The 12759-nt window shown below is 71.3% G+C and carries 12 protein-coding genes; 7 read left to right on the top strand and 5 right to left on the bottom strand.

Translation table 11 applies throughout. The features are described from left to right. Positions 1 to 14: 14 nt before the first annotated feature. Genes DNK54_RS02500 through DNK54_RS02490 form a run of 3 tightly spaced genes read right to left on the bottom strand, consistent with a single transcriptional unit; the run spans position 15 to position 1586 of the window. Positions 15 to 524 carry a dihydrofolate reductase gene (locus tag DNK54_RS02500; protein ID WP_110205345.1) on the bottom strand — a complete coding sequence of 170 codons (510 nt, stop codon included), beginning with the start codon at positions 522 to 524 and terminating at the stop codon, positions 15 to 17. After that, on the bottom strand, positions 521 to 1330 hold the full coding sequence (locus tag DNK54_RS02495; RefSeq protein ID WP_110205344.1) for a thymidylate synthase: 810 nt from the start codon (positions 1328 to 1330) through the stop codon (positions 521 to 523). Before DNK54_RS02495 ends, DNK54_RS02500 begins: the two co-directional genes overlap by 4 nt. Position 1331: 1 nt before the next feature. Next, positions 1332 to 1586 (bottom strand): hypothetical protein, encoded by a 255-nt coding sequence (locus tag DNK54_RS02490; protein ID WP_239459871.1) that lies wholly within the window; start codon positions 1584 to 1586, stop codon positions 1332 to 1334. Positions 1587 to 1727: 141 nt separating this feature from the next. Between DNK54_RS02490 and DNK54_RS21385 the strand changes: the two genes are divergently transcribed. From DNK54_RS21385 to DNK54_RS02475, 3 genes are all read left to right on the top strand, one after another. After that, on the top strand, positions 1728 to 3086 hold the full coding sequence (locus DNK54_RS21385) for a bifunctional adenosylcobinamide kinase/adenosylcobinamide-phosphate guanylyltransferase (RefSeq protein WP_110205343.1): 1359 nt from the start codon (positions 1728 to 1730) through the stop codon (positions 3084 to 3086). Next, the gene (locus DNK54_RS02480; RefSeq protein ID WP_204164387.1) at positions 3083 to 3883 is read left to right on the top strand and encodes an adenosylcobinamide-GDP ribazoletransferase; all 801 of its coding nucleotides are present in this window, start codon (positions 3083 to 3085) and stop codon (positions 3881 to 3883) included. The genes DNK54_RS21385 and DNK54_RS02480 overlap by 4 nt, the downstream gene beginning before the upstream one ends. A 159-nt stretch (positions 3884 to 4042) precedes the next feature. Continuing rightward, positions 4043 to 4984, top strand: a complete 942-nt coding sequence (locus DNK54_RS02475; RefSeq protein WP_110205342.1) for a hypothetical protein — start codon at positions 4043 to 4045, stop codon at positions 4982 to 4984. An 84-nt stretch (positions 4985 to 5068) separates the two neighbouring features. On the opposite strand, the gene gcvT is transcribed toward DNK54_RS02475, so the two are convergent. After that, positions 5069 to 6217: a glycine cleavage system aminomethyltransferase GcvT gene (gene gcvT, locus DNK54_RS02470; RefSeq protein WP_110205341.1), complete on the bottom strand. Its 1149-nt coding sequence runs from the start codon at positions 6215 to 6217 to the stop codon at positions 5069 to 5071. Between the two features lie 60 nt (positions 6218 to 6277). Between gcvT and DNK54_RS02465 the strand changes: the two genes are divergently transcribed. Next, on the top strand, positions 6278 to 7795 hold the full coding sequence (locus DNK54_RS02465; protein WP_110205340.1) for a leucyl aminopeptidase: 1518 nt from the start codon (positions 6278 to 6280) through the stop codon (positions 7793 to 7795). A 71-nt stretch (positions 7796 to 7866) separates the two neighbouring features. Here DNK54_RS02465 and DNK54_RS02460 read toward each other — a convergent pair whose 3' ends face one another. After that, positions 7867 to 8184: a hypothetical protein gene (locus DNK54_RS02460; RefSeq protein ID WP_204164386.1), complete on the bottom strand. Its 318-nt coding sequence runs from the start codon at positions 8182 to 8184 to the stop codon at positions 7867 to 7869. Positions 8185 to 8281: 97 nt separating this feature from the next. Between DNK54_RS02460 and lpdA the strand changes: the two genes are divergently transcribed. From lpdA to DNK54_RS02445, 3 genes are read left to right on the top strand one after another with little or no spacing between them, the layout of a single operon-like run. After that, on the top strand, positions 8282 to 9694 hold the full coding sequence (gene lpdA, locus DNK54_RS02455; RefSeq protein WP_239459870.1) for a dihydrolipoyl dehydrogenase: 1413 nt from the start codon (positions 8282 to 8284) through the stop codon (positions 9692 to 9694). A gap of 40 nt (positions 9695 to 9734) precedes the next feature. Next, positions 9735 to 11489, top strand: coding sequence for a 2-oxoglutarate dehydrogenase, E2 component, dihydrolipoamide succinyltransferase (gene sucB, locus DNK54_RS02450; protein WP_110205337.1), 1755 nt, complete (start codon positions 9735 to 9737; stop codon positions 11487 to 11489). A gap of 5 nt (positions 11490 to 11494) precedes the next feature. Beyond that, entirely contained in the window at positions 11495 to 12400 is a 906-nt protein-coding gene (locus DNK54_RS02445) for a TIGR01777 family oxidoreductase (RefSeq protein ID WP_110205336.1), read from the top strand. Positions 12401 to 12759: the final 359 nt, after the last annotated feature.

Genomic DNA, 12759 nt, shown 5'->3' with positions numbered 1-12759 from the left:
CGATCCGCGCGCAGCTACCCGACGTGCTGTGGGACGCGCTGCCACCAGACCCAGGTGAGGCCGGGGCCGGGCATCCGGCGCGTCTCCTGCCACCTGCGGCGATCGAACTCGGGGTAGCGGGCGTCGCCCTCCGGCTCGAGGTCGATCTCGGTGAGCACCTGGTGGGTGGCGAACGGGAGCGCTTGCTCGTAGACGACTCCCCCGCCGGCGATCACCGTGTGCCCGGGCAGCGTGCCGGCCAGCCGCAGCGCGGCAGGGAGCCCATGCGCGACGTACACCCCGTCGGCGCGCCAGGCGCGGTCGGAGGTGAGCACCACCGTCGTCCGACCCGGCAGCGGCCGGCCGATCGAGTCGAAGGTCGCGCGCCCCATCACCAGCGTGTGGCCCAGGGTGGCCGCCTTGAAGTGCGCGAAGTCCTCCGGCACGTGCCACGGGATCCGTCCGTGGTCGCCGATCACCCGGTTGCGGGCGTACGCCGCCACCAGCTCCACGTGGTGCGGGTCCGGCGGCAGTTGCTCGCTCATACCGCGATGGGGGCCTTGATCCCCGGGTGCGGGTCGTAGCCGCGCACCTCGATGTGCTCCAGCTCGAAGGCGTCGATCTCGGTGACCGACGGGTCGAGCCACAGCGTCGGCAGCGGGCGCGGCTCCCGGGTCAGCTGCAACCGCGCCTGCTCCAGGTGGTTGCTGTAGAGGTGGGCGTCGCCGAGGGTGTGCACGAAGTCGCCGACCTCGAGGCCCGCCACCTGCGCGACCATGTGGGTGAGCAGTGCATAGGAGGCGATGTTGAACGGCACACCGAGGAAGACGTCGGCACTGCGCTGGTAGAGCTGGCAGCTGAGCCGAGCCACTCCGGCGGCGTCTTCGGCGACGTAGAACTGGAAGAGGCTGTGGCACGGGGGGAGCGCCATCTCGTCGACCTGCGCGGGGTTCCACGCCGAGACGATGTGCCGCCGGCTGTCGGGGTTGTCGCGGATCTGCGCGATGACCTGCGCCAGCTGGTCGATGTGGCTGCCGTCGGGCGCTGGCCAGGAGCGCCACTGCGCGCCGTACACGGGGCCGAGGTCGCCGTTCTCGTCGGCCCACTCGTCCCAGATGGTGACGCCGCGCTCCTGCAGCCAGGTCACGTTGGTGTCGCCGCGCAGGAACCACAGCAGCTCCGCGAAGACGGAGCGGGTGTGGATCTTCTTCGTGGTGACGAGCGGGAAGCCCGCCCGCAGGTCGAAGCGCATCTGGTGGCCGAAGACGCTGTGCGTGCCGGTGCCGGTGCGATCACCCTTCTCGACACCCTCGTCGAGGATCCGCTGGACCAGGTCGAGGTACTGCCGCATGTCAGGCGTGCAGCGACATCGGGCCGTAGACCTCGCGGTCGGCCTCCAGCAGGGTCACCTGGTCGACCCCGGCGTCCGCGAGCTCGCCGAAGAACTCGCCAAGCCACGACTCGGCGTCGGACTGGCTCGGGAACGTCTGCGACCCCAGGTCGCCGTCGAGCTCGACCGGCGTGCTCCCCTCGTCGAGCAGGCGCCACCGCCAGGGCTGGTCGGGAGCCGGAGGCGAGGAGAACGTCGGAGGCTGGTCGGGCAGCATGCGCTCACCCTAGTACGTGTCGAGGAAGGTTCGGCCGTCGCGCGCGGCGCATCCAGTACGTGCCTCCGCTGGGTGGGACTCGGCGGAGCAGGCCATGACCTTCTTGACCACGTACTCGGTCGCCATCCCTAGGGTGGGCCCGTGACTCTTCGACTGCTGGGCACCGGTGCCGCCGACGGCTGGCCGGCCGCCTTCTGCACCTGTGCCTCCTGCGTCGCCGAGCGCCTCGCGGGCCGGGTCCGCGCGCAGTCCGCTGCCCTCCTCGACGGCACCGTCCTGCTCGACTGCCCACCGTCGGTGCCGCTCTCGGCCGAGCGCCTGGGCATCTCCTTGGCCGACGTCTCCCTGGTGCTGCACACCCACCAGCACAGCGATCACTTCAGTCCGGCCACCCTGATGTACCGCTCCTGGAGCACGGACCGTCCGCTGCTGGTGGCGGGGCCGCCCGACCTGGTCGAGGCGGCCGCTTCTTGGCTCCCGCCCGACACGTCCGTGGAGTTCCGGGCGGTGCGTCCCGGCGACGAGTTCACCCACGGCAGCCACCGGGTTCGGGTGCTTGCTGCGGCCCACCGCACCGGCCTCGGCTCCGGCGAGCCGGAGGCGGTCCTCTACGACATCGCCGGCACCTCACGGACCCTCTATGCCACCGACACCGGCCCGCTGCCCGAGCAGACGGTGGTTGCGACGACCGGGGCGGAGTACGACCTGGTGGTGCTGGAGGAGTCGTTCGGAGACAAGCGCGACCACGGCACGCAGCACCTCGACCTGACCACCTTCCCCGAGCAGGTACGCCGGCTGCGTGCGGTCGGCGCGATCACCGACCGCACCCGCGTGGTCGCCACGCATCTCTCGCACCACAATCCACCCGGCCCCGAGCTGGCACGCAGGCTCGCCGCCTGGGGTGTCGAGCTGCACCCGGACGGAGCCGAGCTCCTGGCCGCCGAGCAACCGGCCCCCGAGCGCGGGCCGCTCCGGACCCTGGTGCTCGGGGGGGCGCGGTCGGGCAAGTCCCGCGAGGCGGAGCGGATGCTCGCCGACGCCGAGGAGGTCACCTACGTGGCCACCTCCTACCCGCCCGGCGACGACCCGGAGTGGCGTGAGCGGATCGCCAAGCACGTGGCGCAGCGCCCCGATCGTTGGCGCACCGTCGAGAGTCTCGACCTCGTCGCCCTGCTCCAGGCGCCCGGCGGCCCGCTCCTGATCGACTGCCTGACCTTGTGGCTGACCCGGATCATGGATCGCCACGACGCCTGGGACGACAGCGCCTGGCGCGACCGGGCACGGGATGCGGTGGCCGCGGAGGTTGCCGACCTCGTAGCGGCATGGCGACGGACCGAACGACGGGTGGTGGCAGTGAGCAACGAACTGGGTCAGGGTGTCGTGCCCGAGGCGGCGGGCACCCGCCGGTTCCGCGACGAGATGGGCCGGCTCAACGCGGCGCTCGCGGCCGTCACCGAAGACGTGCGCCTTGTCGTCGCCGGGCGGACGGTGGGCCTGTGAACGCGCTGTGGCTCAGCCTCGGCACCCTCACCCGCCTGCCGGTGCCGATGCCGAAGCGGGTGGACCGCACGGTCGCGGGCTGGTCGTTGGCGCTCTCGCCGCTCGTCGGCGGCGTGCTCGCGGCGGTGCTGGGCGCTGCCTGGTGGCTGGCGGACCGCGCTTTCCCGGGCGTCTCGCCGTTCCTGCTCGCAGCACTGCTGATCGGCGCGCTGGCCTGGCTGACACGCGGCATCCACCTCGACGGTCTCGCCGACGTCGCGGACGGCCTGGGGTCGGGCAGACCCGCCGATGAGGCGCTGGTGATCATGAAGAAGTCCGACATCGGCCCCTTCGGCGTCGTCACCCTGCTGCTGACCCTCCTCGTCCAGGTCGGCGCCCTCAGCCAGGTGATGATCTCGTTCGGCACCTTCGGCGCGGGGCTCGTCCTCCTGGTCGCCCTCGCGAGTAGCCGCGGCGTGCTGATGGTGCTGGGCACCCGGGCCTACCCGCCCGCACGCGACGACGGCCTCGGTCGCACCGTCGCGCAGAGCGTCACGGCGGCTCCGCTGGCCTGCGGCTTCCTGCTCCTGGCGGCCGTGGTTGCGGGCGCGGTCATCGCCGCCGGCCGCAGCGACCTCACCGACCAGGGCCTGCTCTGGCTCGGCGTCGCCGGCCCGGTCGGGATGCTCGGCGGGCTGATGCGCGCGATCACCGCGCAGGACCGACTGGGTGGCGTGACCGGAGACGTCTACGGCGCCTCCGTCGAGATCGCCTTCACCACCGCACTGCTCGCCGCGGCCCTCGGCGGCAGCCTCTGACCTTCGGGGGCTGCCCCTGGTTCGAGGATGGTGGTGGATCGGTGTCACCGAGCGACACCGATCCACCTATCTGACCTCTTTCCACGGCCTCGACGGCGGTTATCCACAGGGCTTCGCTCCCCCGTCGCGCCCGGGCCCTGCAGCAGCCACGCTTGAGCGATGCGCGACCTCCAGGAACTCCTCCGGGATCAGGCCGGCGCGGTGGCGCGTCGCCAACTGCTCTCGGCCGGCCACACGCCTGCGGCGGTCCGTCGGCTGCTCCGTCGTCGCGAACTGACCCTGGTGCATCCGGGCGTCTATCTCGACCACACCGGCAGGCCCAGCTGGCTCCAGCGCGCCTGGGCCGCCGTGCTCTACGCGGATCGCGCAGCGCTCTACGGTAGATCGGCACTGATCGCTTGGGAAGGCACCGCGACGCGGCTCGACACCTCGGGGCCAATACACATCGCCGTCGACCAGGCGCGCCATGTGCATGCGCAGCCGGACATCGTGGTGCATCGGGTGAGTGAGTTCGAGGCGTGGGCCCAGACGAACCTCGGACCGCCGCGGATCCGGTACGACGAAGCCGTGGTCGACGTCGCCGCCCTCGGGAGCGACGAGCTGGAGGTGGTCGCGTCCCTCAGCGGTGCCGTCGGCGCTCGGCGGACGACACCCGGCCGTCTGCGCGCGGCAGTGGAGCGACGCAGCCGGGTCAAGCATCGAGGATTCATCCTGGAGGTGCTCCAGGATCTCGACCAGGGCACACACTCGGTGCTCGAGCACGGATACCTCACGCTGGTCGAGCGCGCGCATAGCCTCCCGACCGCGGTCAGGCAGGCAGCTGCGCTCTCGGGGCGTCGGATCTATCGCGACGGGCTCTACCCGGACTACGGGGTCGCGATCGAGCTGGACGGTCGTCTCGACCACGCCGGCGCGACCGCGCGCGACCATGATCTGGAGCGGGATCTCGACGCTGCTGTTGACGGCCTGCTCAGCGTGCGCCTCGGCTGGGGGCAGATATTTCGTCGGCCGTGCCTGACCGCGCAGCGGATGAGCGGGCTGCTCAGGGCGCGTGGTTGGACCGGCGCGATGAGCAGGTGCCCGCGCTGCCTTCTGCAGTGAACAAGACCCGCAGATAGGTGGATCGGCGTCACCTAGAGACACCGATCCACCTATCAAAGTGCTTCGACCACGAGAATGGCCGGTTCAGCTCTCGCGCACGGAGGTGTCGACGAAGGGCGGCTTGACCACGGTGAAGATCTCCCGACGACCTCGGATGTCGACGCCGACCTCCGCGCCCTCCTCGACTATCGTCGGCACCAGAGCGAGGCCGATTCCCTTGCGCAGCGTCGGCGAGAAGGTGCCGGAGGTGACCTCGCACAGGAGTACGTCGGCGGTCAGGCTGACACTCATGCCCGGCCTCGGGATGCCCCGGCCGGACGCGATCAGGCCGCGCAGCACGCGGCTCGGGCCCTTCTCCTTCGCCGCCAGCAGCGTCTCGCGGCCCCAGAAGACCGGCTTCTTCCAACCGACCGCCCAACCGACACGGCCTTCGAGCGGGTTCACCTCGGGGGTGAGGTCCTGGCCGTGTAGCGGGTAGCCCATCTCGGTGCGCAACGTGTCGCGAGCGCCGAGACCACACGGCACGATGCCGAACTCCGCGCCGGCTTCGAGCAGGGCGTCCCACAACGCGCCCGCGGCCTCGTTGCGGACGATCAGCTCGTAGCCTCGCTCGCCGGTGTAGCCGGTCCGGCACACGACCGTCCCGGCGCCTTGGAAGTCCGTCTCCAGGAACGACATGTAGTCGTGTCCGACCGGCAGGCCGAGCTTCGCGAGCGTCTCGTCGGCCTGGGGCCCCTGGACGGCGAGGACGGCGTACCGCTCGTGGTGATCGGCGATCGCCACTCCCTCGGGCAGCTCCGCAGCGAGCCGCCGCAGCACCTCCGCGGAGTTCGCGGCGTTGGGCACCAACAGCACGTGCTCGTCGTCGTGCAGGTAGGCGATCAGGTCGTCGACGATGCCACCGGACTCGGCGTCGAGGCACAAGGTGTACTGCGCCTGGCCCGCCTCGATCTTGCCGAGGTCGTTGCTCAGGGTGCGGTTGATGAAGTCGGCCGCGCCCGGACCAGAGACCATCGCCTTGCCGAGGTGGCTCACATCGAAGATGCCCACGCCCTCACGGACGGCGGTGTGCTCCTTGACCACGCCGGTCGGGTACTCCAGCGGCATCGACCAGCCGCCGAAGCCGGCGAACTTCGCCCCCAGAGCCTGGTGGCGCTCGTGCAGGGGCGACTGCTTCAGTACCGGCTCGTCTGCTGCCGTCGGACCCGATCCCTGTCCCGCGTCGTCTGTCATGGCAACGAAACCTATCGGACGCCGATCGCCCTGCTGCGCACCTGATCTAGAGTTCGCCAGGTGACGTCGTACACGCTGCGCAAGGGAAGCCCCGCCAAGACTCGGAGCGATGCCGTGGTCGTCGGTCTGGTGAAGACCGCGAAGGGGATCGTGACCGCTCCCGGGGCGGAGGAGGTCGGCGAGGCCTGGGGCCGCAAGCTGCGGCCCCTGCTCGAGAGCCTCGGCTTCAAGGCCGGGGTCGGCGAGGTGGCGAAGGTCCCCTCCGGCGGTGTCGTCAACGCGCCACTGGTGGTCTTCCTCGGCCTCGGTGACGCCGATGCCCTCTCCCCTGCCGTCGTACGCCGGGCCACCGGTGCCGCCGTACGCGCGGTGCCCAACGCGGCGACGCTGGCCCTGGCGGTGCCGTCGGAGACGCTGCCCCTGCTGGCCGCGGCGGCCGAGGGCGCCGCGCTGGGTGGCTATGCGTTCACCCGGTACAAGAAGGAGTCGGCGCCGACGAAGCCCGGGGTGGGCGAGGTGATCGTGCTCAGTCCGCTCGCCCGTCAGGAGGAGGCCACGCGGGCGTTCGAGGAGGCACTGCGTGTCGCGGAGGCGGTCAACACCACGCGCGACTGGGTGAACCTTCCTCCCAACGACCTCGACCCCGCCGCGTTCGTCGACCTCGTCACCAGCCAGCACAAGGCGACGACCAAGGGGCGCGGCGCCCCGAAGATCGGTCTGGAGGTGTGGGACGAGGAACGTCTCGCCGCCGACGGCTGCGGCGGAATCCTCGGCGTCGGCGGTGGTTCCGCCGCGCCGCCGCGGCTGGTGAAGCTCACCTGGTCGCCGAAGGGTGCCGAGCGGCACATCGCTCTGGTCGGCAAGGGCATCACCTATGACTCGGGCGGCTACACGATCAAGCCCGCCGGGTCGATGCAGACCATGAAGAGCGACATGGCCGGAGCGGCGGCGGTGGTCCAGGTGCTCTTCCACATCGCGCGGGCCGGCCTGCCGGTCCGGGTCACTGCTTGGGCGCCGCTGGCCGAGAACATGGTCTCCGGCACCGCGATGCGGCCCGGCGACGTGCTCACCATCCGGGGCGGCACCACGGTGGAGGTCACCAACACCGATGCCGAGGGACGCCTGGTGCTGGCCGACGCGCTGGTGCTCGCTGCCGAGGAGGAGCCCGACGAGATCATCGACGTCGCTACCCTGACCGGCCACATGGTCGTCGCGCTCGGCGACAAGATCAGTGGCGTGATGGGCGACGACCGTCTGGTTGCCGACCTGCGTGCTGCCGCCGACGAAGCCGGCGAGGCGATCTGGCCGATGCCGATCCCAGCCGAGATGCACGACCGGCTGCGGAGCTCGAAGGTGGCCGACATCGCCCAGCACGACTGGGTCCGGTGGGGCGGCGGGCTCTACGCGGCCGGCTTCCTGCGCGAGTTCACCGCCGGCCTGCCCTGGGCCCACCTCGACATCGCAGGCCCGTCGTTCAACTCCGGTGGCCCTCACGGGCATGTGCCCAACGGCGGTACCGGAGCGGCGGTAGGCACCCTGGTCGCCTACCTGCGGACGCAGGCAGCAACAGGCGCGTGACCCGGTTCCGACCTGCCGAGTAGCGGCGGTCGGGCTCCGACCCGCGCCGGGGCTCAGACGGCGGCTCGGACTCAGCGTTCTTTCTGGCGGCGGTTCCAGTCGCGCATGCGTTGCGGAACGCCGACCACAGCGGCGTCGTACGACGGCACCCGGTGCTTGTTGGCGAAGTTGTGTGCCCACTGCACCGACGGGACCCGGCGCCGGGTCCACTCGCCGTCGTGGGCGACCAGCAGCAGCGTCACGTCCGAGACTGCCGTCCGCGGCTCCACGAACCCCTCGACACCACGGCGCGTGGTGACGAACTCCAGCAGGTGCTTCTCGTCGGCGGAGTTGGAGGAGCGCACCGTGGTCGACCCGGTACGAGCAGCGTCACCTTGGGGACGTCGCATTCCCCCGCGACGAAACCTGTCGAACATTCCCATAGGCACAGTGTGACGCATGGGATGTGCTGGACCGAGCCGACCGGCGTAGTGCAAAGATGGGTCCGTGCCCGAAGGTGTGGAGGATGCGGTGGCCGGCGCAGCGCCGGGATCGACCCATGACCTGATCGTCCTGGGCGCCGGATCGGGTGGCTATTCCTGTGCGCTCCGCGCGGCCCAGCTGGGGCTCGACGTGGTGCTCGTGGAGGCCGACCGGGTCGGTGGCACCTGCCTCCATGTGGGCTGCATCCCGACCAAGGCGCTGCTGCACGCCGCCGAGGTCGCCGACGCGGCTCGCGACTCCGAGCAGTTCGGAGTGCGGGCGAGCTTCGAAGGTATCGACATGGCCGGCGTCAACGCCTACAAGGACGGCGTCGTGCAGCGGCTCTTCAAGGGTCTGGAGGGCCTCATCAAGGGCCGCGGGATCACCGTCGTCCGCGGGCGCGGGCGCCTCACCTCCCCCACCACCGTCGAGGTCGACGGCACCACCCTGACCGGCCGCCACATCGTGCTGGCCACCGGCTCGCACAGTCGCAGCCTGCCGGGACTGGAGATCGACGGCTCGCGGGTGCTGAGCTCGGAGCACGCGCTCACCCTCGACCGGGTGCCGACCTCGGTGGTCGTCCTCGGCGGCGGTGTGATCGGGTGCGAGTTCGCCAGCGTCTGGCGCTCCTTCGGCGCCGAGGTGACGATCGTCGAGGCGCTTCCCCGCCTGCTGGCCGCTGAGGACGCCGCGTCGTCGAAGGCGGTGGAGCGCGCGTTCCGCAAGCGTGGCATCAAGGCACTCACCGACACGCGCTTCGAGTCGGTCGAGGCCACCGACTCCGGCGTCCGAGTCCGCACCGCGGAGCAGACCCTCGAGGCGGAGCTGCTGCTGGTCGCCGTGGGCCGCGGGCCGAGCACCGACGGCATCGGCTTGGAGGAGGTCGGTGTGGCCACCGAGCGCGGCTTCGTGACCACTGACGGTCGTGGACGCACCAACGTGGCCGGCGTCTGGGCCGTCGGCGACATCGTGCCCGGCCTGCAGCTCGCACACCGAGGCTTCCAGCAGGGCATCTTCGTGGCGGAGGAGATCGCCGGCCTCGCCCCCACCACCATCGACGAGGCTGTCATTCCGCGCGTGACCTACTGCGACCCCGAGGTCGCCTCGGTCGGGCTCGATCAGGCGACCGCCGAGGAGCGGTTCGGCACGGAGGAGATCGAGACCCTCACCTACGACCTGGGTGGGAACGGCAAGAGCCAGATCCTGCGTACCCAGGGCTTCGTCAAGCTCGTCCGCCGGCGCAACGGACCGGTCGTCGGCGTTCACGTGGTGGGCGCCCGGGCCGGCGAGCTGATCGGGGAGGCGCAACTCATCACGGCATGGGAGGCTCATGCCGAGGACGTCGCTCCCTTGATCCACGCGCACCCCACGCAGAACGAGGCACTCGGCGAGGCGCACCTGGCGCTGGCCGGCAAACCACTCCACGCTCATTCCTGATAGACCAGCACCCGACACCCACCAGTTCAGAAGGACATTCATGGCCAGCGAAGTCAGTCTCCCGGCACTCGGCGAATCCGTCACCGAGGGCACCGTCACCCGATGGCTCAAGCAGGTGGGTGATCAGGTCGCCGTCGACGAGCCGCTGCTGGAGGTGTCCACCGACAAGGTCGACACGGAGATCCCCTCGCCTGTCGCGGGCGTGCTGCTCGAGATCCGCGCCAACGAGGACGACACCGTCGAGGTCGGCGCGGTTCTCGCTGTGATCGGCGAGGAGGGCGAGGGCGGCGGCTCCGCCTCTGCCCCGGCTGAGGAGACCCAGACCGAGGAAGCCCCGGCCGAGGAGCCGGCACCGCAGTCCGAGCCGGAGGCCCCGGCAGCTCCCGCCGAGGAAGCCCCGGCAGCTCCGGCGGCCCAGGCTCCGGCCCAGCCCTCCGGTGGTGGATCCGGTACGTCGGTCACGCTGCCCGCCCTGGGTGAGTCGGTCACCGAGGGCACCGTCACCCGCTGGCTGAAGCAGGTCGGCGACGACGTCGCGGTCGACGAGCCGCTGCTGGAGGTCTCGACCGACAAGGTCGACACCGAGATCCCCTCACCCGTCGCCGGCACTCTGCTTGAGATCAAGGTGGCCGAGGACGAGACGGTCGAGGTCGGCGCCGAGCTCGCGCTGATCGGCGACAAGGGCGCGGCACCCGCCGAGCAGGCAGCAGCCCCGGAGAAGCCCGCCGAGCCGGAGAAGCCTGCCGAGCCGGAGAAGCCCGCCGCGCCGGAGAAGCCCGCCGAGCCCGAGAAGCCCGCCGAACCGCAGGCCCCGGCACAGCCCTCGCAGCCCGCCGCACCGGCGCAGCCTGTCGCGACGGAGGCGCCCAGCAACCCCGCCAGCGACACCGGCTACGTCACGCCGCTGGTCCGCAAGCTCGCCAACCAGCATGGCGTCGACCTGGCCGAGGTGCAGGGCACCGGCGTCGGTGGGCGGGTCCGCAAGCAGGACGTGCTGGACGCCGCGAAGGCGAAGGAGTCGGCTGCTCCGGCCGCTCCGGCCGCCGCCGCATCGGCCGCTCCTGCCCCGGTGACCCCGTCGCCGCTGCGCGGCAAGACCGAGCCGATGAGCCGGCTGCGCAAGGTCATCGCCAAGCGTATGGTGGAGTCGCTGCGGGTCTCCGCGCAGCTCACCCAGGTGGTCGAGGTCGACGTCACCAACATCGGTCGCCTCCGCGACCAGGTGAAGGCCGACTTCCACGCACGCGAGGGCGTCAAGCTCAGCTACTTCCCGTTCTTCGCCCGCGCCACCATCGACGCGCTCAAGGTCCACCCGGCCCTCAACGCGCAGGTGGACGAGGAGAAGGGCGAGATCACCTACTTCGACGCCGAGCACCTGGCGATCGCAGTGGACACCGAGCGCGGCCTGCTGAGCCCGGTGATCCACAACGCCGGTGACCTCAACGTGGCGGGCCTGGCTCGCAAGATCGCCGACCTCGCCGACCGCACCCGCAACAACAAGGTGCTGCCCGACGAGTTGTCCGGGGGCACCTTCACGCTCACCAACACCGGCAGCGTCGGGGCGCTCTTCGACACGCCGATCATCAACCAGCCGCAGGTGGCGATCCTCGGCACCGGCGCCGTGGTGAAGCGCGCGGTCGTCATCGACGACCCGAACCTGGGCGAGACGATCGCGGTGCGCCAGATGGCCTACCTGTCGCTCACCTACGACCACCGCATCGTCGACGGTGCCGATGCCGCTCGCTTCCTGCAGGACGTGAAGCAGCGGCTCGAGGCCGGCGCGTTCGAGGTCTGATCGAGATGCACGTCGTGGTGGCGGGGGCCAGTGGATTCCTCGGGAGCGCGCTCTCCCGCCACCTCGTGCGTGCCGGACACCGGGTCACCGCACTGGTCCGGCGTCCTCCCTCCTCCGCGGACCAGTCGCAGTGGGATCCGTATGCGGGTGAGGTCGACCAGAGCCTCGTCGACTCGGCCGACGCGGTGGTCAACCTGGCCGGCACACCCACCATGGGCAATCCGCACTCGGCCCGGTGGGCCAAGGCGCTCGAGCACAGCCGGGTCACGACGACCGGCGTGCTCGCCACCGCCGTGGCCAGGGCGCAGGAGCATGGCCGAGGACCGGCATTCGTCGCCGGCAACGGCATCTCCTGGTACGGCAGCCAGGGCGACCGTCCACTCGAGGAGTCCGCGCCGTCGGTCGGCGACGCCTTCCTCACCGAGGTCACCCGGGTATGGGAGCAGGCAGCCGCACCAGCCGTCGAAGCGGGAGCGCGGGTCGCGGTGTTGCGCACCGCGCCGGTTCTCGACCGGCAGAGCCCGCCACTGCGCCAGCTCGCGCTCAGCGCGAAGCTCGGGCTGGCCACCAGGATCGGCGACGGCCGGCAGTACTTCCCGGTGATCTCCCGCCGCGACTGGGTGGGCGGCGTGACGCACGTGCTCGCCACCGAGGTGTCGGGGCCGGTGAATCTCTGCTGCCCGACCACCCCGACCAACGGCGAGTTCACCAAGGCGTTGGCGGACGCCGTGCACCGCCCCGCGTTCCTGTTCGTGCCGGCGCCCGTGGTCAAGGTGGGTGCCGGGCGGATGGCGCCTGAGGTTCTGGGGTCGATCCGCGGCGTGCCGGCCGCGCTGGCCGATGCGGGCTACGAGTTCCGCGACCAGGACGTGCGCGACGTCCTGGCGACCGGGTTGCGCTCAGCCGACTGACCCGCGCCACCAGCCAGGCGCCGTCTACGCGGCGCAGCACCACCTCCTGCCGCTGGGCTGCCGCGCGGGGCAGCTCTCGGACCACGCCGGCGGTCCGTACCCGCGCCCAGGCGACCCGCTGGGTCACCTGCAACCGCACCCGTCGCGCGCCGGTGCCCATCACCTCGAAGGCCAGCAGCTGCGGCTCGACCTCGACGCCGTCGACGCCACGTCGCAGCCAGGTGGCCAGCAACCGTAGGTCAGCGCGCGCCACCCGCGAGTCGACGTACAGCGAGCGGAGGCGGCGGGCATCGCCAGCCGCCCAAGCCGCGGAGCGACGGCGTTGCCAATCCCGGTAGATGCGCAGCGCCGTCGGCTCG

Source organism: Nocardioides daejeonensis, assembly GCF_003194585.1.
Lineage (GTDB): Bacteria > Actinomycetota > Actinomycetes > Propionibacteriales > Nocardioidaceae > Nocardioides > Nocardioides daejeonensis.
The sequence above is the reverse complement of the archived record's forward strand: the minus strand, read 5'-3'. Positions and strand labels throughout refer to the sequence as shown.

What these genes read in the sequence shown, in the direction of transcription:
- DNK54_RS02475 (WP_110205342.1), top strand. Translation starts at nt 4,043, where the DNA reads ATGCGCGACCTCCAGGAACTCCTCCGGGATCAGGCCGGCGCGGTGGCG.
- gcvT (WP_110205341.1), bottom strand. Translation starts at nt 6,217, where the DNA reads ATGACAGACGACGCGGGACAGGGATCGGGTCCGACGGCAGCAGACGAG.
- DNK54_RS02500 (WP_110205345.1), bottom strand. Translation starts at nt 524, where the DNA reads ATGAGCGAGCAACTGCCGCCGGACCCGCACCACGTGGAGCTGGTGGCG.
- DNK54_RS02460 (WP_204164386.1), bottom strand. Translation starts at nt 8,184, where the DNA reads ATGCGACGTCCCCAAGGTGACGCTGCTCGTACCGGGTCGACCACGGTG.
- sucB (WP_110205337.1), top strand. Translation starts at nt 9,735, where the DNA reads ATGGCCAGCGAAGTCAGTCTCCCGGCACTCGGCGAATCCGTCACCGAG.
- DNK54_RS02490 (WP_239459871.1), bottom strand. Translation starts at nt 1,586, where the DNA reads ATGCTGCCCGACCAGCCTCCGACGTTCTCCTCGCCTCCGGCTCCCGAC.
- DNK54_RS02495 (WP_110205344.1), bottom strand. Translation starts at nt 1,330, where the DNA reads ATGCGGCAGTACCTCGACCTGGTCCAGCGGATCCTCGACGAGGGTGTC.
- DNK54_RS02445 (WP_110205336.1), top strand. Translation starts at nt 11,495, where the DNA reads ATGCACGTCGTGGTGGCGGGGGCCAGTGGATTCCTCGGGAGCGCGCTC.